The organism is Afipia sp. GAS231 (assembly GCF_900103365.1).
Lineage (GTDB): Bacteria > Pseudomonadota > Alphaproteobacteria > Rhizobiales > Xanthobacteraceae > Bradyrhizobium.
The window spans coordinates 5,084,984-5,107,687 of record NZ_LT629703.1; the positions used below are offsets into that span (position 1 = coordinate 5,084,984).

Here is a 22,704-nt window from a genome sequence, read left to right on the forward strand (position 1 = left end):
GGCTTTTTTCCCCAGGTAGGGAAAAGCCAATCGCGTCTTCGAACGAAGTGGACTCCGGTTCGCGGGAAGAAGCGCGTTAAAGACAGAGGACTAGAGCCCGGTTCTGATGCCGTCAGGACCGGTCAGGCTCTAAGGGGGATCTGACGTGTTTTCAATGGACCTGCTGCTGGGAGCGGTGGTGCTCGGGGTGCTGCTCGGCTGCTTCTATGCAGCCGTCAGCGTCGGGCTGTCCGTTTCGTTCGGACTGCTCGACGTGCCCCATGTCGCGCATCCGGCGTTTCTGGTGCTGGCCTCCTATGGCGTGTTCCTGCTCAACGACCGCTATGACATCGACCCGCTGGTCGCGGGGCTGATCATCACGCCGCTGTTCTTCGTGTTCGGCTTGGTCGCCTATCGGATCTACTACGAAATCTTCGAGAAACGCGGCACCGATGCCGCCGTCCGTGGCATCGCGTTCTTCTTCGGCATTGCCTTCATCATCGAGGTGCTGATCATCCTGCAGTTCGGCGTCGACCAGCAATCGGTCTCGGCGAGCTATATTGGAAAGTCGTGGCGGTTCGGTGAGTTCCGGATCCCGATCCGGCAACTGGTCGCGTTCGCGGTGGCGCTCGGACTCACGGGCGTGCTCGCGGTTTATCTGTCGAAAACCTTCATGGGCCGCGCGATCCGCGCCGTCGCGCAGGACGAAGAAGCGCTGCGGCTGATGGGCGCCAACCCGGTCCGGATCAAGCAATTTGCCTTCGGCATCGCCACGGCGGTTCTCGGCATGGCCGGCGCACTGCTGATTATCGTGGCGCCGGTCGAGCCGACGCTCGACCGCGCCTATATCGGGCGGACGTTCTGCGTCGTTGTGATGGCCGGGCTCGGCAGCATGACCGGCACGCTGGTCGCAGCCATCATCCTCGGTGTCGCCGAAACTATCGTGCTCACCCTGTTCGGGGCCTCCTGGGCGCCGGCGATCTCGTTCGCAATGCTGCTCGCCGTACTCGCCGTCCGGCCGCAAGGGTTGCTCGGCCGATGACCAAGCGAAGCAACAGCATCGCGTTCTGGGCCGGCATTGCGGTGTTTCTCGTCGCCGTGGTGGCGATGACGCAGATCGTCCGCAACGAATACCCGTTCTTTGCCGGCTATGTGATCCTGCAGTTCGTCGCGCTGTCGGTCGCCTGGAGCATCCTCGGCGGCTACGCCGGTTACGTCAATTTCGGCACCAACGCCTTCTTCGGCGTCGGGGTCTATACTGCGGTGGCGCTGTTCAAGGTGTCGGGCGCGCCGCTGGTGGTGCAGATATCAGCGGCCGCCGTCGTCGGCATGCTGCTCGGGCTTGCGGTCGGCCTGCTCACCTTGCGCATGCGGGGCATCTTCTTTTCGATCGCGACCATTGCGCTCGCCATCATCATCGAGACCACGGTCATGAACTGGCGGTTCGTCGGCGGCGCGGCCGGCATCCAGTTGGCGCGGCCGCCGGTCACGGCGCCGTTCGACAGTTACGTGAAAATGCTGTTCTTCGTGCAGGGCGTGCTGGTGGTGATTGCGGTCGCAATCGCGCGCTATATCCAGAACTCCCGGATCGGCCGCGGCCTGCAGGCGTTGCGGGACGACGAACTCGCCGCCGAATGCACCGGCGTGCCGACGCTGAAACTCAAACTGGTCGCCTGCATGATCTCGGGCGGGCTGATTTCGGCGGCCGGCGCGCCGGCGGCGATGTATCTGCAATACGCCGACCCGTCGTCGGCCTTCAATCTCAGCTACTCGGTCTCGGTGCTGGCGATGGCGCTGATCGGCGGCACCGCGCACTGGATCGGCCCGGTATTAGGGGCGATCCTGCTCGGCACCACGCAGCAGCTTCTGGCGGTCACCATCTCGTCGGAAGTCAACGTGCTGGTGCTCGGCATCATGCTGGTCGTGTTCGTGGTGGCGGCGCCCAAGGGCATCATCGGATTGCTGCGGCCGCGCTACCGCTTGCGCGCGGGAGGCAAGACATGACGCACGACTCCACGTCGGTCGACACCCCCCTGCTGCAGATCGAAGGCCTGACCAAGACCTTCGGCGGCTTCACCGCGCTCGACAATATCAGCGTCGACATCAAAAAAGGCGAACGCTTCGGTCTGATCGGCCCGAACGGCTCGGGCAAGACCACGCTGATCAACTGCATTTCCGGCGCGTTGCGTCAAAATGCAGGGAGCGTGATGTTCTGCGGCGAGGACGTCACCCAATTGCCGCCGCACCTGCGCGCGCGCCGCGGTATCGCCCGCTCGTTCCAGATTCCGCGGCCGTTCAAGAGCATGACGGTGCTGGAAAATCTCATGGTCGGCCTCGACTTCACCGCCGGGCATCGCGTCTCGGGCCTGCCGGAAGAAGAAGCGGCAATGTCGATTTTGACGCGGATGGGGCTGGCGGCCAAGGCCGGCGCGCCCACGGATACGCTGAGCCAGGTGGAATTGCGCAAGATGGAGCTGGCGCGCGCCATGGCGATGCGCCCAAAGCTGTTGATATCAGACGAAGCCATGGCCGGGCTGTCGCATTCCGAGGTCGACGAGGTGCTGGACCTCCTGATCAGCCTCGGCGACGAGGACATCACCATCATCATGATCGAGCACATCATGCAGGCGGTGATGCGCTTTTCGAAGCGGATGATGTGCCTCGATGCCGGCCGGATCATCGCCCTCGGCGCGCCGGACGAGGTGATGGCGAACAAGCGGGTGCAGGAGGCCTACCTTGGCACTTAGCCTCGCCATCGATGGTCTCCATGCCGGCTACGGCGCCGTCAAGGCGCTGCGCGGCGTTACGCTCGGTGTTGAGGCCGGCGAGACCGTAGCCCTGCTCGGCACCAACGGCAACGGCAAGAGCACGTTGATGAAATGCGTGATGGGCCTGGTCCGCCCCGAGCGCGGCACCATCACGCTGACTGTCGACGGCGCGGCGCATGACCTGACCAAACTCTCGACCGAGCAGATCGTCGATCTCGGCGTGGCGCTGGTGCCGGAGGGACGGCGGCTGTTTCCAAAACTGACGGTCACGGAAAACCTGATGCTCGGCGCCTTCCGCAAGATCGCCCGCGGTGCCATCGACCGCAACATCGCGCTCGCCTTCGAGACCTTTCCGGTGCTGAAGGAGCGCGCCAACCAGCTCGCCGGCACCATGTCCGGCGGACAGCAGCAGATGCTGGCGATCGCGCGTGCGCTGATGTCGTCACCACGGCTGCTCCTGATCGACGAGCCGTCGGTCGGGCTGTCGCCGCTATTGGTGTCGCAAACCATCGCCAAGATCGGCGAGCTCAAGGAGCGCGTCGGGCTGACGGTGCTGATGGCCGAGCAGAATTTCAATCAGGCGATCCGGATCGCCGACCGCGGTTACATCATCGTCCATGGCGAGATCGCGGTGGCGGCCCGTTCGGTCGACGAGCTGAAAGCCAACGACATCGTCAAGCGGCTCTATCTCGGCGGCGTCGCCTGACCGTTGTGACAGGGCGATGAATGGCTGGCGATGATTTGATCGTCTGCCGGTTTTACAGCCTCGCCTGCCGCCGTCGGTTGCTCCATAATCTCCCGATCGGCGCGTACGCGCAGGCGACAAACGAGGGCAGCCATGAAGATCGACGACGTCAGGCGAACCGCTTATTCGATGCCGCTGACCAACCCGTCATTTCCGCCGGCGCCCTATCGCTTCTTCAACCGCGAATATTTCATCATCACCTATCGCACCGATCCGGAAGCGCTGGCTGCGGTGGTGCCTGAGCCGCTCGAAGTCACCGAGCCGCTGGTCAAATACGAGTTCATCCGCATGCCCGACTCGACCGGCTTCGGCGACTACACCGAAACCGGGCAGGTGATCCCGGTGCGCTACAAGGGCGAGGACGGCGGCTACGTGCATTCGATGTATCTGGACGACGAAGCGCCGATTGCAGGCGGCCGTGAGCTGTGGGGTTTTCCGAAGAAACTGGCGTCGCCGAAGATCGCGGTCGAGAGCGACGTGCTGGTCGGCACGCTGCATTACGGCTCGGTGCTCTGCGCCAGCGCGACGATGGGCTACAAACACCGCAAGATCGACCACGACGCGGTGCTGAAGTCGATGAAGGCGCCGAACTTCATGCTGAAGATCATCCCGCATGTCGACGGCACCCCGCGGATCTGCGAACTGGTGCGCTATTATCTCGAGGACATCACGCTGAAGGAGGCGTGGACCGGTCCGGGCGCGCTCGGGCTGTTCCCGCATGCGCTCGCCGACGTGGCGCGGCTGCCGGTGCGCGAAGTCGTCTCCGCGACGCATTTCAAGGCCGACCTGACGCTTGGCCTCGGTACAGTCGATTTCGATTATCTGGCTAAATAGTTGCGAGTCATTCCGGGGCGCGCAAAGCGCGAACCCGGAAGTTCGAGATTCCGGGTTCGATGCTGCGCATCGCCCCGGAATGACAACTAGTCCCTCAGTGCGCGCCCTTCAGCGTGCAGGAGGTGTAGCAGGTCGTGGTCACGCCGCGCTCGCAGGCGATGCACGCGGCGACGCACTGCTTCATGTCCTTGGGATTGAAGGCGCTGTAAAGCTGCCGGGTGCAGATTCCGATCGAGCCGGTGATCTCGTTGCTGTTTTCGGGCGTGCAGGCAGCCAACGCGGCTGCGCACAACACGATGATGATGATGGCGCGCATGGTGCTCGCTCCGCTGAGGGAGCCGTGGCTCAAATGGAGCTGCGACGACGGGCCTTGGCCCCCGCAATGAATTTACCCCTCAGCGTGGCGCGAACAGATTAAGCGACCGTTACGGCGAAATGCCGCCCGGATCGGTAGTTCTACCCGTCGAATCAGCCAGTTAACGGCCCGGCTGTGTCGTGCACAGCCGGGTTTCGGGTTCCCTCAGCGCACCAGGACGTTGCGGAACTGCCAGGGGTCCGAGGTGTCGATGTCTTCCGGGAACAGGCCGGGCCGGTCCGTGAGCGGGGTCCAGTCGGTGTAATAGCCCTTCACCGGGCCGAGATAGGGCATCTGGATTTCCAGCAGACGATCGAAATCCATCTCGTCGGCTTCGACGATGCCTGCGTTCGGGTTTTCCAGCGCCCACACCATGCCGCCGAGCACGGCGGAGGTCACTTGCAGGCCGGTGGCGTTCTGATAGGGCGCGAGTTTGCGGGTCTCTTCGATGGAGAGCTGCGAGCCGTACCAGTAGGCATTGTTGTCATGGCCGTACAGCAGCACCCCGAGTTCGTCGATGCCATCGACGATTTCGTTCTCATCGAGGATGTGGTGCTTTTCCTGCATCTTGGCGGCGCGGCCGAACATTTCATGCAGCGACAGCACGGCATCGTCAGCCGGATGATAGGCATAGTGGCAGGTCGGCCGATAGATCGCCGTGCCCGATGCGTCACGCACCGTGAAGTAGTCGGAGATCGAGATCGACTCGTTGTGGGTGACGAGGAAGCCATACTGCGCGCCGCGGGTCGGGCACCAGGTGCGCACGCGCGTGTTGGCGCCGGGCTGCATCAGATAGATGGCGGCGCCGCAGCCGGCTTCGTGGGTGTGCGCATTCTCGGGCATCCATTTTTCATGGGTGCCCCAACCGAGTTCGGACGGCTGCACGCCTTCCGACAGGAAACCTTCCACCGACCAGGTGTTGACGAATACATCAGGCTCTTTCGGCGACCTGGAGCGCTGGGTGTCGCGTTCGGCGATGTGGATACCCTTGACGCCTGCCTGCCGCATCAGGTCCGCCCATTCGGCTTTGGTCTTCGGCTTGGGGGCATTGAGCTTCAGATCAGCGGCGACATTGAGCAGCGCCTGCTTGGCGAAAAAGGAGACCATGCCGGGATTGGCGCCACAGCAGGAGACGGCCGTCGTCGAGCCCGCGGGGCGCGCCTTCTTGGCGGCCAGCGTCACTTCGCGAAGCGCGTAGTTGGAGCGTGCTTCCGGGCCTTTCGAAGCATCGAAATAGAAGCCGAGCCAGGGCTCGTTGACGGTGTCGATATAAAGAGCGCCGAGTTCGTTGCAGAGCTCCATGATGTCGGTAGAGCCGGTATCGACCGAGAGATTGACGCAAAAACCCTGGCCGCCGCCTTCGGTGAGCAGCGGGGTCAGCAAGTCGCGATAATTGTCTTTGGTCACGCCCTGCTGGATGAACCTGACATTGTGCTTCTCGCAATGTGCCTTGCGGCCCTCGTCCTTGGGATCGATCACGGTGATGCGCGACTTGTCGTAATCGAGATGCCGCTCGATCATCGGCAATGTGCCTTTGCCGATGGAGCCGAACCCGACCATAACGATGGGGCCGGTGATCTTCGCGTAGATCTGCGAGGCGGGACTCATGGGATGGTTTCTCCGGAAATGGCTGGCGGACAACGGGTGAGGGGTGGATCAGGCGCTGCGGCGCTTGGCGGTCACTTCGATCTCGACCTTCATCTCGGGTCTGGCGAGCGCGGCGACGACCAGCAGGGTGGCTGCGGGGCGGATCTCGCTGAGGAACTCGCCGCAGACGGCGAAATGGGCATCGATATACTCAGCGTCGGTGACGTAGTAGGTCGCGCGGACGATATCGGCCATCGCGAAGCCGCCCTCTTTCAGCGCAGCCTCGATGGTCTTGAAGCAGTTCCGTGACTGGCTGGTGACATCGGATGGCATGATCATGGTGGCGTAGTCGTAACCAGTGGTGCCGGCGACAAAAGCGAAATCGCCGTCGATCACGGCGCGGCTGTAGCCGACGGTCTTCTCAAGCGGCGAGCCGGTGGAAATCAGGCGTCGGGGCATCGGGACCTCGATCCGGGGGAATGATCTGAAAGAGCGGATAGGGCGCGGTTTAAGGGCTTTTCGCCCGGTCGCGCAACCCCGGGGACTGCAGCGAAACCCCGGGATCAGGCCGCGTGCGACACGCCCAGCAGCGCCTTGCGGGCGCGGATTGCCCGCGATTTAGCCACCGGCCTGCCGGTCGCCGAGATCATGCCCCAGGCGCCGTCGAGCGCGCCTTCGACGAGTTCGAGGCCGAGCAGCCGGTCGCGCTCGAACGGACCCGGCAGCAACAGCTCGCCGGTCTTCTCAGTCGAGAAGCCGAAGCGCGCATAATAGGGGGCGTCACCGAGCAGAATGACCGCGCGATGGCCACGCGCTTTCGCCGCCGCGAGCGCGTGGTCCATCAGCGCAGCCCCAGCACCAGACTTGCGGGAGGATGCCTCTACCGCAAGCGGGCCGAGCATGAGCGCCGGGATGCCCCCGGCGCTGACGTGCCACAACCGCACGGTGCCCACCAGGCGGCCTCGCACCAACGCCGACAAGGCAAGGCCTTCGGCGGGCGCACGTCCGTCGCGCAGGCGCTGGCAGGTGCGGCTAAGGCGATTCTCGCCAAAGCAGGCATCCAGCAGCGCTTCACGCGCAACGACGTCCGATGCCCGTTCCGCACGGATCGCGAACGGAGCGGCATCGGAGGAGAGGGCGATGGTGGTCTTCCGCAGAGCAGTCATGGCACGTCAGTCTCCACTCCCGACGGCGGTTCACACCGCAGGGAGCGTTGTCGAAAAAACAGCAAAAGAAGGGGAGGGAGCCGGCGCACCGGCTCCTGATTTTTCTGCTCCCTCTCCCGCTTGCGGGGGAGGGCCGGGGTGGGGGTGCCTCCGCAAGCACGAAGCCAGCGGAGAGAGTTTCCCCCACCCGGCACGCTCTTGCGAGCGTGCCGACCTAAGAGCGAGCTTCGCTCGTCTCGCCCCCCGCAAGCGGGAGAGGTAAGAGGACTCAGATGTGGTAGGTCCGCAGCGGCGGGATGCCGTTGAACGCCACCGACGAGTAGGTCGACGTATAGGCCCCGGTGCCTTCGATCAGCAGCTTGTCGCCGATCTCGAGCGTCACCGGGAGCGGATACGGCATCTTCTCGTACAGCACGTCGGCCGAGTCGCAGGTCGGACCTGCGAGCACGCACGGTGTCATGTCCGCGCCGTCATGCGGGGTGCGGATGGCGTAACGGATCGACTCGTCCATCGTCTCGGCGAGACCGCCGAACTTGCCGATGTCGAGATACACCCAGCGCACCTCGTCCTCGTCGCTCTTCCTGGAGATCAGGACGACTTCGGTCTCGATGATGCCGGCATTGCCGACCATGCCGCGGCCCGGTTCGATGATGGTTTCCGGGATCTGGTTGCCGAAATGCTTGCGCAGCGCACGGAAGATCGACCGGCCGTACTGCACGACCGGAGGAACGTCCTTGAGGTACTTGGTCGGGAATCCGCCGCCCATGTTGACCATGGTGAGGTTGATCCCGCGCTCCGCGCAGTCCCGGAACACCGTCGAGGCCATCGACAGCGCACGGTCCCACGCCTTCACCTTGCGCTGCTGCGAGCCGACGTGGAACGAGATCCCGCACGGCTCCAGCCCTAGGCGCTTGGCGAGGTCGAGCACATCGACCGCCATCTCCGGATCGCAGCCGAACTTGCGCGACAGCGGCCACTCGGCGCCTGCGCAATCATAGAGAATGCGGCAGAACACCTTGGCGCCGGGGGCGGCCCGGGCGATCTTCTCGACTTCGGCGGCGCAGTCGACCGCAAACAGGCGAATGCCGAGCGCGAAGGCGCGCGCGATGTCGCGCTCCTTCTTGATCGTATTGCCATAGGAGATGCGGTCCGCCGTCGCACCGGCAGCCAGCGCCATTTCGATTTCGGCGACGGTTGCGGTGTCGAAGCACGAGCCCATCGAGGCCAGAAGCTGCAGCACCTCGGGCGACGGATTTGCCTTCACCGCGTAGAACACGCGGCTGTCCGGCAACGCCTTCGAAAAGGTCTGGTAGTTGTCGCGCACGACTTCGAGGTCGACCACGAGGCACGGCTCGGTGTCCTGGCCTTCGCTGCGGCGGTTGCGCAGGAATTCCTGAATACGTTCGGTCATAGCACTCTCCCAAACGGCCCAGCGACGGGGTCCCGTTCAAAAAATGATGTCGGGTATGAGTGCCCGGCCCAATTGCGCGATGGAGGCGCAACGAAGCCAAAAAACTCAGACCAGACTGTGCTGCCGTGGATTGGTTGGGAATTTTCCCGCCCGCACACCTGGCAATGAAGGACAAGCCTTTTCAGTAGCCCGCGCCGGCGTTGGAATGCCGGTAGAGACCAAAAAAGCCCGATCCGTCGTTGCTTTAAGTCGCGTCCCCCGTTGAGAGCGGGGTGCGCCGGTTCGCCTCCGGCTGCCAGTCACGGTTGCAACAGATGAAGAGACCTTCAACGGCATCTCTTGAGAGAGATGCTGGCCATCCAATGAGGAGGACCCTCGGTTCTTCATCCCTTGGCGGCTGTCCGGCCTCTTGTCCGGATACCTACCGACTGACACACGACCACAGGCACGTGCGAAATTGGGCAAAAGTGCAAATAAGGTATTTGAATCCGCTTCGCAACATTTTTTTTAGGTTGATGGCAAATTTACCTAACACCTGCTTACAGCGCCGCGTGCGCGGCCTGCTTGCTGAGTCAAACATGAACGGCTGTTAAGATTTTGCCGGCGAGCGCGTGTGCATTTTGCGCCTGTGCCGCAGCGGTTTCTCGGATTCGTAGAATCCGTCGCGCTTGGAGAGCGTTCAGGCCCGCTTGAAAAACGGCTCGATGCGCTGAGCCGCGCGGATGAAGCCCACCATGATCAGCACGCCGAGCCCAAACAGCACGGCCTGCAGGATGTGCGCGCCGGTGTCGTCGAGCCCGAACAGAATCGCGAGCGCCCAGCCGCCGGCAAACGCCGCGCCGAACACCTCCGCGCCGATCAGGATCGCCGCCGAAAGCACGGTGACGACGCTCGGCCAGACGATCTCGCGGGTGGGCTTGGAGGCGGGCAGTTGGCTCATCGATCAGGTCCTGTTTGAGGCCGCAATCTCTCCGAAAAGCCCCTCTCTATCAAGCGCAAAAGGCCCAAAAAGGCCGCATCGCGTGATATAGATTGCCGCAGATTTCAGGGCGTTTTCGCGTGAAGCGAAACGCGTCAAAACCAAGGCGGAAGCCCACGCGGGCTCCGCGGTAAGAATGGGAAGCGAGATGTCAGAAACCCCGCAAAATGCCGGTGATCCCAAGGCCAATCCGCTGCTGACGCCGTGGCAGACGCCGTTCGAGACGCCGCCGTTTGCCGAGATTTCGCCTGAGCACTTCCTGCCGGCGTTCGAGCGGGCCTTTGCCGACCACTCGGCCGAGGTCGCGGCGATCACCCACGATCCGTCCACGCCCGACTTCGCCAACACCATCACCGCGCTGGAGCGCTCGGGAAAACTGCTCTCGAAGGTATCGGCGGTGTTCTACGACCTGGTTTCGGCGAACTCCAATCCGGAAATCCTTGCGATCGACAAGGAGGTCTCGCCACGGATGGCGCGGCACTGGAACCCGATCATGATGAACGCCGTGCTGTTCGGCCGGATCGCGCTGATCCACAACAACCGCGCCACGCTGGGGCTCACGACCGAGCAGATGCGGCTGCTGGAGCGCACCTACAACAACTTCCACCGCGCCGGCGCCGGCCTCGACGAGGCCGCCAAGGCGCGCCGCGCCGCGATCAACGAGCGGCTGGCGGAGCTCGGGACGTCCTTCAGCCACCATCTGCTCGGCGACGAACAGGACTGGTTCATGGAGCTCGGCGAGAACGACTTCGGCGGCCTCTCCGAAGCGTTCGTCGCGTCGGCGAAGGCCGCGGCGGAAGAGCGCGGGCTGGCCGGCAAGGCGATCGTGACGCTGTCGCGCTCCTCGGTCGAGCCGTTCCTGAAGAGCTCGTCCCGCCGCGACCTGCGCGAGAAGGCGTTCAGGGCATTCACCGCGCGCGGTGACAACGGCAACGCCAACGACAACAACGCCACCATCGTCGAGATCCTCAGCCTGCGCGAGGAAGCAGCCAAGATCATGGGCTATCCGACCTACGCCGCCTACCGGCTGGAGGATTCCATGGCCAAGACGCCGGACGCCGTGCGAAGCCTGCTGGAGCGGGTCTGGAAGCCGGCGCGGGCCCGGGCGCTCGCCGACCGCGACGCCCTGCAGGCGCTGATCGCGGAGGAGGGCGGCAATTTCGCGCTGGCGCCATGGGACTGGCGCTACTACGCCGAGAAGCTGCGGCAACGCCGCGCCAATTTCGATGACGCCGCCATAAAGCCCTATCTGGTGCTCGACCACATGATCGACGCCGCCTTCGACTGCGCCACGCGTCTGTTCGGCGTCACCTTCTCCGAGCGCAAGGACGTCCCGGTCTGGCACCCCGACGTGCGGGTCTGGGAGGTCAGGGATCCCGCTGGCAAGCACAAGGCGCTGTTCTACGGCGACTACTTCGCCCGGCCCTCGAAACGCTCCGGCGCCTGGATGACCTCGCTGCGCGACCAGCAGAAGCTCGACGGCGAGATCGCGCCGCTGGTGATCAATGTCTGCAACTTCTCCAAGGGAAGTGGCAGCGAACCGTCGCTATTGTCGCCCGACGACGCGCGAACCCTGTTCCACGAGTTCGGCCACGGCCTGCACGGCATGATGTCTGATGTGACTTATCCGTCGCTGTCGGGGACCTCAGTATTCACCGACTTCGTCGAGCTGCCGTCGCAGCTCTACGAGCACTGGCAGGAGCAGCCGCAGGTGCTCCGGCAATTTGCCAAGCATTACCAGACCGGCGAGCCGCTGCCCGACGACCTGCTCAAGCGCTTCCTGGCCGCGCGAAAGTTCAACCAGGGCTTTGCCACCGTCGAGTTCGTCTCCTCGGCGCTGATCGATCTGGAATTCCACACCCAGCCGGCCGCTGCCAGCCGCGATGTCGGAGCGTTCGAGAAGGCCGAACTGGAAAAAATTGGAATGCCCGCGGAAATCGCGCTGCGGCACCGGCCGACCCAGTTCGGGCACATCTTCTCCGGCGATCACTATGCGTCCGGCTATTACAGCTACATGTGGTCGGAAGTGATGGACGCCGATGCGTTCGGTGCCTTCGAGGAAGCCGGCAACATCTTCGACCCCGCCACCGCCAAGCGCCTGCTCGACGACATCTATTCGTCGGGCGGTTCGGTCGACCCTGAAGACGCCTACGTCGCCTTCCGCGGCCGCGAGCCCGAGCCCGACGCGCTCTTGCGCCGCCGCGGCCTGCTCGAAACGCCGGAAGCGGCGTGAGCTTGCCCCATCCGTCGTCCCCGCGAAAGCGGGGACCCATACTCCGCGGCGTTTGTCGTGAAGGAAGGCCTCTGCCACATCGCCTAACAACGACGGCACGGCGTATGGGTCCCCGCGTTCGCGGGGACGACACGCTGCGTATGTTGTTCGGCGTCTTGGCGCTCATCGTCGCTCTATCGGCCAGCCCATCCCCCGCCGCCGCCCACCCCCACGTCTGGATCACAGCCAAAAGCCAGATCCTCTACGCCCCCGACGGCACGATCACCGGCGTGCGTCACGCCTGGACCTTCGACGACATGTTCTCAACCTACGCGCTGCAGGGCTTCGAGCCCAAGGTCAAAGGCGCCTACAGCCACGAGGAGCTGGCGCCGCTGGCGCAGACCAATGTGGAATCGCTCAAGGAGTTCGGCTTCTTTACCTTTGCCAAGGCCGACGGCAGCAAGCAGCGCTTCCTCGAGCCGGTGGATTACTTCCTCGACTACAAGGACAGTCTCCTGACCCTGCATTTCACGCTGCCGGCGAAGACGCCGTTCAAGGCCAGGCAACTCCAGCTCGAAGTATTCGACCGCGCCTTCTTCATCGACTTCAAATATGTCGAGACGGATCCGGTGACGCTCGTTGGTGCGCCCGCCGCGTGCCGGATGCAGTTCCAGCGGCCGAACGACGGCACGGCCAGTGCGCAAAAACTCGGCGAGCAGAATTTTCTGGGCGGCGAGGGTGGCAATTTCGGAATGATGTTCGCCAACAAGATCACGGTGGATTGCCCGTGACGGTGTACGCGAGGCTTGTCGGCTTGGTCGCTTCGCCTCTCCCGCTTGCGGGGGAGGCCGACGCGCTCGAAGAGCGTGGCGGGTGGGGGCTCTCTCCACACGGGGAATCCCGATGTGGAAGCACCCCCACCCCAACCCTCCCACGCAAGCGGGAGAGGGGGCGCAGTGCCGATGTCGGTGCAGTTCGGACCTCAATTCAATTTCATCGCGCATTGGCGGTCTTTGTAGCGGCGCTTGCTGCCGTTCTTGTTCTCGACGGAGCGCTGCATGTCCTGCTGGCGCAGAATCCGTTCGGCGGCCCGCGTCCGGCCGCCGCCGAACCACAGGTCGGCGGCATCGTCGGATGGCTGTTGGCAAAACAGTCGGAATTCTATCGCGAGATGTCGGCGACGATCCGCGCCGCGAAATCCGACGGCTCGGCGGTCTGGACGCTGCTGGCGATCTCCTTTGCCTACGGCATCTTCCACGCCGCCGGCCCCGGCCACGGCAAGGCTGTCATTTCGTCCTACCTCGTCGCCAACCGCGAGACCGCTCGGCGCGGCATTGTGCTGTCGTTTGCCTCGGCGCTGCTGCAGGCGTTGGTCGCGGTGGTGGTGGTCGGCATCTGCGCCTGGCTGCTCAACGCCACCGCCAAGACCATGTGCGGGGCGGAGAAGGCGATCGAGATCGCAAGCTACGCGCTGATCGTGGCGTTCGGCGCCCGGCTGGTCTGGACCAAGGGCGGCGGTTTTATGCGCGCGCTTTCCGCGAAGCCAGAGCCGGCCTTAGCGATGGCGGCGGCGCCCGGCCATCATGGTCATGACAACGCGCACGGCCATCACGATCACGGCCATCACCACCATGATCACGATCATGGACATGATCACGATCATCACCACGACCACGCCCACGTGCATGACGAGCATTGCGGCCACTCGCACGGCCCGACGCCGGATCAGCTCGCCGGCCCCGGCGGCTGGCAGCGCGGGCTCGGCGCGATCTTCGCGGTAGGCTTGCGGCCCTGTTCGGGCGCGATCCTGGTGCTGGTGTTTGCGCTGGCGCAAGGCCTGTTCTGGGCCGGCATCGCCGCCACCTTCGTGATGGGGCTGGGCACCGCGATCACGGTCGCCACCATCGCCGTACTCGCGGTCTCCGCACGCGGCCTCGCCCAGCGCCTCTCTGGCGGCAGCAACGGCCGCGGCACGCTGATCATGCGCGGCATCGAATTCGCTGCGGCCGGTTTGGTGCTGCTGTTCGGTATCGGCCTGCTGTTCGGCTATCTCGCGGCCGAGCGGGTGACGTGTTTATAGTTCTGCGGTCCTCATCCTGAGGAGCCGCGAAGCGGCGTCTCGAAGGATGGCCACGGGCCTCATGGTTCGAGACGGCGCTGCGCGCCTCCTCACCATGAGGAGTTGATACGATCGCAACGCGGGAGCACTGACTGTGAGTTTCTTCGAGCGCCTCAAGACGGCAGCGTCGGCCGAATGGCGGGCCTACACCGGGCACCCCTTCACCGACGCGATGGCCGACGGTTCGCTCGCCGAGGCGGCGTTTCGTCATTACCTCGTGCAGGATTATCTGTTCCTGATCGAGTTCGCCCGTGCTTACGCGCTCGCGATCTACAAGTCGCCGGGTCTCGCCGATATGCGGGAGTCGGCGGCCGGCCTTTCGGCCATCCTCGACGTCGAGATGGACCTGCACATCAAACTCTGCGCCGGCTGGGGGCTGTCGCCCGCCGACCTCGAGCACGCACCGCCCGCGGTCGAGATGCTGGCCTATACGCGGTATGTGCTCGATGCGGGCATGCGCGGCGATCTGCTGGCGCTCAAGGTGGCGCTAGCGCCTTGCGTGATCGGCTACGCCGAGATTGCAACCCGGCTCGCCTCAAAGCCCGGTGCCCTCGCAGCGACGAATCCCTACAGCGTCTGGATCGCGGAATATGCGGGTGCGCCATACCAGGAGGTCGCGGCCCATGCGCGCGCGCAACTGGAGGGGCTCGCGGATCGCTACGCTACGCCGGCCCGCGAGGCTGAATTGATCGCGATCTTCCGGGAAGCCACCCGGCTCGAGGCCGATTTCTGGGAAATGGGCTGGCGCGTGAGGTCATGAGTCGCGTGCGCTGGCAAGGACGATGTTGAGGGCGCCGCTGCGACAAACTAGCCCGACGGGCAAATCACCAAAAGTCTGTCCAGTCCTTCGGATAAAAATATTCCGCTGGCTCCGTCGGGCAAATCAGATCTAGGACTCCCGCCATCCTGTCCCACCAGAGCAACTGTGCTGAAGTAAACCGGCGATCGGCCGGGCCTCAAGGCTGGTGCGGGGCGCGCCCCGCCTTCGGCGGCTTACGGCCTTGACCCCGTCCGCTCTCCGGTCTGTTGGCTTGGCATGCGCTCGGTCATCGACCGAGCGCGGTGAGGTGCGCTCGCTCAGTTCAGTGCGTAACGGCTGGGATCCCATTTCTGCCGTCGTGCGATCATGATGTTGAGGATGACGATGAGCTTGCGCATGCAGGCGACAAGCACCACTTTCGGCTTCTTTCCCTTGGCAATCAGGCGGTCGTAGAAGGCCTTGAGCACCGGGTTGTTCTGCGTGGCTGCGCCGAGGCAGGGCATGTAGATGGCGTTGCGGACCCAGCGGCGGCCACCCTTGATATGACGCTCACCGCGCCGATGGCCGCTATCGTCGTCGTACGGGGCGGCGCCTAATAACGCACCGGCGATCTTGTTGCTCACCTGCCCAAGCTCCGGCATCCCCGCAATGAGGTTGGCGGAGGTCGTTTCGGCGAGGCCCGGCACGCTCTCGATGATCTCGGCACGCTCGGCAAGGTGTGGCGAGGCCTTGATCTTGGCCGCAATTGCCGCCTCGAGCTTGGCAATTTCACTGACCAGATTCTTCAAGACGCGGGCATGCGTTTTCTGAACCAGTCCTGGTGCAGCATGCTCGTTTTGGCTTTGCAAGCGCGTCTTGAGATCACCCAGACCGATGCGCGCTTTCACCAGCGCCAGCAACTCCTCGCGTGCGGCATCGTGGGTCTGGCTCGGCGCCTCGGTAAATATCTCGGCGAACCAGGCGATCATCTCCGCGTCGATCACATCGTTCTTTGCCAGCCGGCCGGCCGATAGCGCGAAGCTGCGGACGCGTTTGGGGTCGACGATCCGCACCTCGACACCGGCCTGGCGCAGTAGCTTGGCCCAGTCACGCTCGTAACCGCCGCTCGCCTCCATCACAGCCCTGGTTGCCTTGTACTTGCGAAGCCAGGCCACCAGCTTGCGGTGGCCTTGTCCCGTGTTCGGACAGACCTGACGCAATGACAGCGAGCGAATGCACGCATCCACCTTGTCCTTTGCCACATCGATGCCCACGACAATGCGATCATCTTGTGCCATCATCCACTCCCTTCCTTGCTCGGTACGGGCTCGAAGCCCTTGCAACTGTTCGGGTTGAGGAAGACGCCGGAGCTGTCCCTCGCTCTGGTACAGGCTCTGTCGCCTTTGGGGCGTACGGGCTCAGTTCCAGCAACGGGCGGTTGGTCCGCAACCGCCCGTTCGCTCATTCTGCCAAATTTTTTGGACACAAGGGGCGTTGGCCATCGTCGCAAACGAGGGACAGGGAGCGGTGGACGCGGCAGCACGCGAGACGAACGGGCTGCAGCGTACGGCGAAATCGTTTGGGTCCGACGCCCCGGTGCTGGCGTCAAGTCGGCGGAAGCGAAAGCCGATGCCGACGATGGTGGCAAGAAAGCCGGTCACCAGGACGATTACGTATAAGCCGTAAAGCCATTGCGCAGGGAAGGCCGGAGGCTTCCGCCAAACCTGTATGCTCGTGCGCAAATCTTGTTGCAACTATCGCGTACGAGACCGCGGGTGCGGCGCGCACCCGGTCTTCCCTGCGCCCTCTGATATCGAGGGCAAGGTTTTCTTGCAAAACTCCGGGCGCATCGCGCCGCGAGAACAATCTCCGCTGTCATCGCCCGCGAAGGCGGGCGACCCAGTATTCCAGAGGCGCTTGTGATTGAACCGATAAGCCGCGGCGTACTGGATCCCCCGCCTTCGCGGGGGATGACGAACATGGGGAGCCTCCACTCTCTCATCCGTCATTGCCTGCAACAAACGCAAAGCGTTTGTGCAAGGGAGCGAAGCGACGCGGCAATCCATCTTGCCGCGCTAAGAAAGACTGGATTGCTTCGCTTCGCTCGCAATGACGTGGAGAGGGCGGAGGCATCACCCCGGCAAATATCCCTTGATCAGCGGCAGAAAGAAAATCGCGACATTGATCGTGAATCCGATGTTCCACAGGATCGATCGCAGCCGCGGGCGGTTGCCGAGATAGGTGAAGACATAGGCAATCCGCACGATCAGAAACAACACCGCCAGTTCGTCGATCAGGCGCAGCGGCCCGAGGCGAAACTCCGCCAGCAGCACGGCGACCGCAAAGAACGGAAACGCCTCGATGCCGTTGAGGTGGGCGCCCAGCGCGCGGGCGCGGATGGCGTCGTCGTAAAACGCGGGGTCGCGCGGCTTGGCGTTGTCATATTTGCGATAGCCGATCCATTTGACCGGCACGATGGTCAAGAGATAGAGCGCCACCACCCCGAAAACGCAGAATTCGGCGACCGTCATGGTTCCTCCCGCCCGCGGCAATATGCGCAAGCGTACCGAACGGACGGTTATCTTGACAAGGATGGTGCAACGCGCGAAGCCACTGAAATCATGACCGTGGTCGTTCCCATTGGAAGCGCGAAGCCTGAGCCGGCCGCCCGGCCGGAGCGTGTCGGCGTGCTGCTGGTCAACCTCGGCACGCCCGATACGGCGGATGCCCGGGGCGTGCGGGTCTACCTGAAGGAATTCCTCTCCGACCCGCGCGTTATCGAGGACCAGGGCCTGAAGTGGAAGCTGATCCTCAACGGCGTCATCCTGCGCATCCGCCCCCGCCGCAAGGCCCGCGATTACCGCAAGATCTGGAACACCGAAAAGAACGAGTCCCCGCTCAAGACCATTACGCGGGCGCAGGCCGAGAAGCTCGCGGCCGGGATCGCCGACCATGACCATGTCGTCGTCGACTGGGCGATGCGCTACGGCAATCCCTCGATCCGCTCGCGCATCGACGCTTTGACCGCGCAAGGCTGCGACCGCCTGCTGGTGGTGCCGCTCTATCCGCAATATTCGGCCGCGACCTCGGCCACCGTCTGCGACGAGGTGTTCAAGGTGCTGGCCGGCATGCGCGCGCAGCCGACGTTGCGGGTGACGCCGCCTTATTACGACGATCCCGACTATATCGATGCGCTCGCTTTATCGATCAACGCCCATCTGGCGACGCTGCCGTTTCAACCCGAACTGATCGTGGCGTCGTTTCACGGCATGCCGCAGAAATATGTCGACAAAGGCGATCCGTACCAGGCGCAGTGCGTCGCAACAACGGAAGCGCTGCGCAAGCGCATGGGGCTTGATGCCACAACACTGATGCTTACGTTTCAGTCGCGCTTCGGCTTCGACGCGTGGTTGCAGCCCTATACGGACAAGACCATCGCGCAGCTTGCCAAGGATGGGGTGCGGCGCATTGCCGTCGTGACGCCCGGCTTCTCCGCCGATTGCCTGGAGACGCTGGAAGAGATCGCGCAGGAAAACGCCGAGATCTTCAAGCACAATGGCGGCGAGCAATTCGCGGCTATCCCCTGCCTCAACGACAGCGATCCCGGCATGGACGTCATCCGCCAGCTCGTGCTGCGCGAGCTACAGGGATGGATTTAGAGCATGATCCGGAAAAGTGGATACCGGTTTTCCGAAAAGATCATGCTCAAACAAGAGCGCTGGATTTGACGATTATGTGAAGCCGGTTGCTTCATGAACGAAACGAGGCACTTGGACGCTGTTCTTGGCCGCTGTTCTTCAGGGCGGATACATCTGGCGGCCCCGAAACTCCCCCTTACCTATATTGGTGAAGTTGCACTGAACCGTCGCGGCGGGCATTCAGACCAAATAATATAATACGTCCGCGGACATGGTGATGCGGCTTTGGAGGACTTTATGACTGGTTTCGATATTTTCGCGATTGCGTTTGTACTGCTCGTCATCGTCACGCTGTTTGCAGGCGTCAAGACGGTGGCGCAGGGCTACGACTGGACCATCGAACGGTTCGGCAAATATACCCGCACGCTGTCGCCGGGACTGAACATCATCGTTCCCTATTTCGACCGCGTCGGCCGCAAGATGAACATGATGGAGCAGGTGATTTCCATTCCCGAGCAGGAAGTGATCACCAAGGACAACGCCACCGTGACGGTGGACGGCGTCGCGTTCTTCCAGGTGTTCGACGCCGCCAAGGCCAGTTATGAGGTCTCCAATCTCGATCAGGCGATCATCGTGCTGACCATGACCAACATCCGTTCGGTGATGGGCTCGATGGATCTCGACCAGGTGCTGTCGCATCGCGACGAGATCAACGAGCGCCTGCTGCGCGTGGTCGATGCCGCGGTGTCACCGTGGGGTCTCAAGGTCAACCGCATCGAGATCAAGGATATCGTGCCGCCGGCCGACCTGGTCGAGGCGATGGGACGCCAGATGAAGGCCGAGCGCGTCAAGCGCGCCGACATTCTGCAGGCCGAAGGCCAGCGGCAATCTGAAATCCTTCGTGCCGAAGGCGCCAAGCAGGGCCAGATCCTGCAGGCCGAAGGCCGCAAGGAAGCCGCGTTCCGCGACGCCGAGGCGCGCGAACGCTCCGCCGAAGCCGAGGCCAAGGCGACGCAGATGGTCTCCGACGCCATCGCCAAGGGCGACGTCGCGGCGCTGAACTATTTTATCGCCGACAAGTACATCAAGGCGTTCGGGCAGTTTGCGGATTCGCCGAACCAGAAGATCATCATGCTGCCGATCGAGGCGACCAGCCTTCTCGGCTCGCTCGCCGGCATCGGTGAAATCGCCAAGGCCACCTTCGGCGAAAGCGCAGCCTCGGCCACAGCCGCCGCCCGGCGCGGTTCAGTGCCGCCGGCCGGCCCGACCCCGCCGCCGTTCACGCCGCAGCGGTGAGGAGGAATTGATCTTGTTCAGTCTATCTCCGAACTCTGCTTACCTCTCCCGCTTGCGGGGGAGGTCGACGCGCTCGAAGAGCGCGGCGGGTGGGGGAATTTCTCCACTTGCGCCGGTGTTCGTAGCGGCACCCCCACCCCGACCCTCCCCCGCAAGCGGGAGAGGGAGCGCACCGCCGTTTTGTTATCGAGATCGACTGACAAGATAATTGAAAGGTCGTGTCATGGCCGAGATGTTTGTGACGTTAGGCACCTGGAACTGGCTGATCTTCGGATTCGTCCTGATGGCGCTGGAGCTGCTCGCGCCGGGTGTGTTCCTGTTCTGGCTCGGGCTCGCCGCCCTGCTGGTCGGGCTGCTGTCGTTTGCGATCAACCCGGCATGGCAGACGCAGCTTCTGATGTTTGCGCTATTCGCCGCTGCCGCCGTGCCGGCATGGCGCTACTTCGCCCGCAGCGCCTCCAGCCACAGCGTCAGCAATCCGTTCCTCAACAAGCGCACCGAAGCCATGATCGGCCGGGAGTTCACGCTGGAAAAGCCGATCGTCGACGGCGCCGGTACGGTGCGGATCGACGACACCATCTGGCGCGTCGCCGGGCCGGACACGCCGGCCGGGAGCCGGGTTAGAATCGTGCAGGCCGACGGCGCCAGCCTGACGGTGGCGGCGGCCTAGTTCGAGCCGTTCACGTGCCTGCTCCAGCGCTCGGCAAAGCGGTGGAGGGGCAGGAACGTCTGCTCGAGCTCGCGGCCCAGGGCCGTCAGGCGATAGCCGTCGCCCTGTTCGAGTTCGACCAGGCCGGCTTCGCGCAGTTCGGTCAGCCGGGCCTGAACGATGGTCGGCGAGGCGTCGTCGCAGGCGGTGCGCAGCGCGCGGGAGGTCAAGGGGGCGTCGCGCAGCTCCCAGACGATCCGCAAGGTCCAGCGCCGGCCGAGCAGATCGAGCAGCGCCATGATCGGCCGGCCCGATCGGGAGCCGCGCACGGCTTGTTTCTTCGGGGTGGAGGCCGGTTTCGCCATCGAAAGCCCTCTTGCGTATTGCTACAGATATTGTAGCGTAGTGCTACGTTTAGTGTAGCACGGGAGACGACGATGTCACAGGCCATGCCGCGCCTCGCGCCGCTGGAGCCGCCTTATGCACCGGAGATCCAGGCGCAGTTCGACCGCATCATGCGCGGCGCGCCGCCGCTGCTGCTGTTCCGGGTGATGGCGGGGCACGCCCGTGCCTGGGAGAAGTTTCGCGGCGGCAGCCTGCTGGACCGCGGGCCGTTGTCGCTGCGCGAGCGTGAAATCGTCATCGACCGCACCTGCGCGAAAAATGCCTGCGAATACGAATGGGGCGTGCATGTCGCGGCGTTCGCGGAAGCCGCCGATCTGACGACAGAACAGGTCCGCGCCACCGTGCGGGATAAAGCCGATGCCGCGTGCTGGTCACCCGCCGAGCAGGCGCTGATCGCAGCCGTCGACGCGCTGCATGAGCGGGCGACGCTCGGCGATGCCGAATTCAAGTCGCTGTCGGCGCATTACAACGAGGCGCAGATTCTCGAAATCATCATGCTGTGCGGATTCTATCGCACCGTGTCGTATCTGGCGAACACCATGGCGCTGCCGCTGGAGACGAGCGCGGCGCGGTTTCCGAAGTAGCCGTCGTTGCGAGGACGTAGGGTGGGTTAGCGAAGCGTAACCCACCAACTACGTACGGCGCATTTGATAACGCGGTGGGTTACGGCTTCGCCTAACCCACCCTACGCAGCATGTCGGTGACTTTACGCCACGCCCGCGCGAAGCAGATCGTGCAGATGCACGATGCCGACCGGCTTGCCGGCGTCGGTGATGATCAGCGCCGTGATCTTCGAGGAGTTGAGGATCTCCAGCGCCTCGCTGGCCAGCATATCGCGGCCGATCGTCTTCGGATTCTTGGTCATCACGTCGTCGACGCTGGCGGTCATCAGGTCCGGCCGAAGCATGTGGCGGCGCAGATCGCCGTCGGTGACGATGCCGACGATATGGCCGCGCCCGTCGATGATGCCGACGCAGCCAAAGCCTTTCGACGTCATCTCGACCAGCGCATCCGACATTTTGGTGCCGAGCGGCTTCAGCGGCACGCTATCGCCCGCATGCATGAGGTCTCGGATGTATTTCAGCAGCGCGCCGAGCTTGCCGCCGGGATGCAGCACGCTGAAATCGACCGAGGTGAAGCCGCGGCCTTCCAACAGCGCGATCGCCAGCGCATCGCCGAGCGCCAGCATCATCAGCGAGGAGGTGGTCGGCGCGAGATTATGCGGGCAGGCCTCGCGCGCCTTCGGCAAGGTCAGCGCGACGTCGGCGGCCTTGGCGAGCGAGGACTCCCGCTCCGCGCTGATCGCGATCACCGGAATCCGGAACCGCTTGGCGTAGGTGATCAGATTCTTCATCTCCGGCTGCTCGCCGGACCATGACAGCGCCAGGATGACGTCGTCGGCGGTGATCATGCCGAGATCGCCGTGGCTCGCCTCGGCGGCGTGGACGAAAAATGCCGGCGTGCCGGTCGAGGCGAACGTCGCCGCGATCTTGCGGCCGATATGGCCTGATTTGCCGAGCCCGGTGACGATCAGCCGGCCCTTGGCGTTGTTGATCAGGTCGGTGGCCGCGACGAACGGCGCCCGCAGATCGGATTGCAGCGCCGCCGTGATCGCGGCGATGCCGCTGCCTTCCGCGTCCAACGTGCGCAGGGCCGACTGGATGGCGGCGTCAGCGTGATCGGTGCCGGATGATTTTGCCATCAGCGGATTCGGATTGGCCATGTCTGCCTTAACGAGATGTCTGCTTCCAGGGAGGAGGGGCTGCAGCCCCCGGACCCCTCCTTAGCATGGCCGGCGCGGTGATGCGACGCGCGCCCACCC

The 22,704-nt window shown here is 63.8% G+C and carries 23 protein-coding genes; 13 read left to right on the forward strand and 10 right to left on the reverse strand.

Annotation, left to right across the window (positions count from 1 at the left end; genetic code table 11):
* The first annotated feature begins 154 nt into the window (after nt 1-154).
* From BLS26_RS24005 to BLS26_RS24025, 5 genes are all read left to right on the forward strand, one after another.
* On the forward strand, nt 155-1,021 hold the full coding sequence (locus BLS26_RS24005) for a branched-chain amino acid ABC transporter permease (RefSeq protein WP_244542029.1): 867 nt from the start codon (nt 155-157) through the stop codon (nt 1,019-1,021).
* Entirely contained in the window at nt 1,018-1,983 is a 966-nt protein-coding gene (locus BLS26_RS24010) for a branched-chain amino acid ABC transporter permease (protein ID WP_092515086.1), read from the forward strand. Before BLS26_RS24005 ends, BLS26_RS24010 begins: the two co-directional genes overlap by 4 nt.
* Nucleotides 1,980-2,726 (forward strand): ABC transporter ATP-binding protein, encoded by a 747-nt coding sequence (locus BLS26_RS24015; RefSeq protein ID WP_092515087.1) that lies wholly within the window; start codon nt 1,980-1,982, stop codon nt 2,724-2,726. Before BLS26_RS24010 ends, BLS26_RS24015 begins: the two co-directional genes overlap by 4 nt.
* Nucleotides 2,716-3,453, forward strand: a complete 738-nt coding sequence (locus BLS26_RS24020) for an ABC transporter ATP-binding protein (protein WP_092515088.1) — start codon at nt 2,716-2,718, stop codon at nt 3,451-3,453. The genes BLS26_RS24015 and BLS26_RS24020 overlap by 11 nt, the downstream gene beginning before the upstream one ends.
* Nucleotides 3,454-3,585: 132 nt before the next feature.
* A complete protein-coding gene (locus BLS26_RS24025; RefSeq protein ID WP_092515089.1) occupies nt 3,586-4,326 on the forward strand; it encodes an acetoacetate decarboxylase in 741 nt (246 codons plus the stop codon).
* Between the two features lie 94 nt (nt 4,327-4,420).
* Here BLS26_RS24025 and BLS26_RS24030 read toward each other — a convergent pair whose 3' ends face one another.
* The 6 genes from BLS26_RS24030 to BLS26_RS24060 all read right to left on the reverse strand — a co-directional run bounded on the left by BLS26_RS24030 (nt 4,421) and on the right by BLS26_RS24060 (nt 9,785).
* Complete coding sequence (locus BLS26_RS24030) at nt 4,421-4,642, reverse strand: hypothetical protein (RefSeq protein ID WP_092515090.1); 222 nt, start codon at nt 4,640-4,642, stop codon at nt 4,421-4,423.
* 204 nt (nt 4,643-4,846) lie between these two features.
* The gene (locus BLS26_RS24035) at nt 4,847-6,289 is read right to left on the reverse strand and encodes a homospermidine synthase (RefSeq protein ID WP_092515091.1); all 1,443 of its coding nucleotides are present in this window, start codon (nt 6,287-6,289) and stop codon (nt 4,847-4,849) included.
* Between the two features lie 48 nt (nt 6,290-6,337).
* Nucleotides 6,338-6,727: a RidA family protein gene (locus tag BLS26_RS24040; RefSeq protein WP_092515092.1), complete on the reverse strand. Its 390-nt coding sequence runs from the start codon at nt 6,725-6,727 to the stop codon at nt 6,338-6,340.
* A 104-nt stretch (nt 6,728-6,831) separates the two neighbouring features.
* Complete coding sequence (locus BLS26_RS24045; RefSeq protein WP_092515093.1) at nt 6,832-7,434, reverse strand: GNAT family N-acetyltransferase; 603 nt, start codon at nt 7,432-7,434, stop codon at nt 6,832-6,834.
* Between the two features lie 268 nt (nt 7,435-7,702).
* Entirely contained in the window at nt 7,703-8,845 is a 1,143-nt protein-coding gene (locus BLS26_RS24050) for a type III PLP-dependent enzyme (RefSeq protein WP_092515094.1), read from the reverse strand.
* A 679-nt stretch (nt 8,846-9,524) separates the two neighbouring features.
* Nucleotides 9,525-9,785 carry a hypothetical protein gene (locus tag BLS26_RS24060; protein WP_092515095.1) on the reverse strand — a complete coding sequence of 87 codons (261 nt, stop codon included), beginning with the start codon at nt 9,783-9,785 and terminating at the stop codon, nt 9,525-9,527.
* A 187-nt stretch (nt 9,786-9,972) separates the two neighbouring features.
* On the opposite strand from BLS26_RS24060, the gene BLS26_RS24065 reads away from it, so the two are divergent.
* The 4 genes from BLS26_RS24065 (at nt 9,973) to tenA (ending at nt 14,915) form a co-directional block, all read left to right on the forward strand.
* The gene (locus BLS26_RS24065) at nt 9,973-12,057 is read left to right on the forward strand and encodes a M3 family metallopeptidase (RefSeq protein ID WP_092518490.1); all 2,085 of its coding nucleotides are present in this window, start codon (nt 9,973-9,975) and stop codon (nt 12,055-12,057) included.
* 140 nt (nt 12,058-12,197) lie between these two features.
* Complete coding sequence (locus BLS26_RS24070) at nt 12,198-12,827, forward strand: DUF1007 family protein (RefSeq protein ID WP_092518492.1); 630 nt, start codon at nt 12,198-12,200, stop codon at nt 12,825-12,827.
* Between the two features lie 212 nt (nt 12,828-13,039).
* Nucleotides 13,040-14,116 (forward strand): nickel/cobalt transporter, encoded by a 1,077-nt coding sequence (locus tag BLS26_RS24075; RefSeq protein WP_371360662.1) that lies wholly within the window; start codon nt 13,040-13,042, stop codon nt 14,114-14,116.
* A 133-nt stretch (nt 14,117-14,249) separates the two neighbouring features.
* Entirely contained in the window at nt 14,250-14,915 is a 666-nt protein-coding gene (tenA, locus tag BLS26_RS24080; RefSeq protein ID WP_092515096.1) for a thiaminase II, read from the forward strand.
* Nucleotides 14,916-15,232: 317 nt separating this feature from the next.
* Here tenA and BLS26_RS24085 read toward each other — a convergent pair whose 3' ends face one another.
* Together BLS26_RS24085 and BLS26_RS24095 are read right to left on the reverse strand one after the other, a co-directional pair.
* The gene (locus BLS26_RS24085; protein ID WP_092509475.1) at nt 15,233-16,195 is read right to left on the reverse strand and encodes an IS110 family transposase; all 963 of its coding nucleotides are present in this window, start codon (nt 16,193-16,195) and stop codon (nt 15,233-15,235) included.
* 831 nt (nt 16,196-17,026) lie between these two features.
* Nucleotides 17,027-17,425 (reverse strand): MAPEG family protein, encoded by a 399-nt coding sequence (locus tag BLS26_RS24095; protein ID WP_092515098.1) that lies wholly within the window; start codon nt 17,423-17,425, stop codon nt 17,027-17,029.
* A gap of 90 nt (nt 17,426-17,515) precedes the next feature.
* On the opposite strand from BLS26_RS24095, the gene hemH reads away from it, so the two are divergent.
* The 3 genes from hemH (at nt 17,516) to BLS26_RS24110 (ending at nt 20,498) form a co-directional block, all read left to right on the forward strand.
* Nucleotides 17,516-18,553 (forward strand): ferrochelatase, encoded by a 1,038-nt coding sequence (gene hemH, locus BLS26_RS24100; protein ID WP_092515099.1) that lies wholly within the window; start codon nt 17,516-17,518, stop codon nt 18,551-18,553.
* A 276-nt stretch (nt 18,554-18,829) separates the two neighbouring features.
* Entirely contained in the window at nt 18,830-19,828 is a 999-nt protein-coding gene (locus BLS26_RS24105; RefSeq protein WP_092515100.1) for an SPFH domain-containing protein, read from the forward strand.
* Between the two features lie 223 nt (nt 19,829-20,051).
* Entirely contained in the window at nt 20,052-20,498 is a 447-nt protein-coding gene (locus BLS26_RS24110; protein WP_092515101.1) for an NfeD family protein, read from the forward strand.
* Here BLS26_RS24110 and BLS26_RS24115 read toward each other — a convergent pair.
* Nucleotides 20,495-20,842 (reverse strand): helix-turn-helix domain-containing protein, encoded by a 348-nt coding sequence (locus BLS26_RS24115; protein WP_092515102.1) that lies wholly within the window; start codon nt 20,840-20,842, stop codon nt 20,495-20,497. The genes BLS26_RS24110 and BLS26_RS24115 overlap by 4 nt on opposite strands.
* Before the next feature lie 72 nt (nt 20,843-20,914).
* Between BLS26_RS24115 and BLS26_RS24120 the strand changes: the two genes are divergently transcribed.
* A complete protein-coding gene (locus tag BLS26_RS24120) occupies nt 20,915-21,466 on the forward strand; it encodes a carboxymuconolactone decarboxylase family protein (protein WP_092515103.1) in 552 nt (183 codons plus the stop codon).
* Nucleotides 21,467-21,588: 122 nt separating this feature from the next.
* Here BLS26_RS24120 and BLS26_RS24125 read toward each other — a convergent pair whose 3' ends face one another.
* Entirely contained in the window at nt 21,589-22,605 is a 1,017-nt protein-coding gene (locus tag BLS26_RS24125) for an SIS domain-containing protein (RefSeq protein WP_092515104.1), read from the reverse strand.
* Nucleotides 22,606-22,704: the final 99 nt, after the last annotated feature.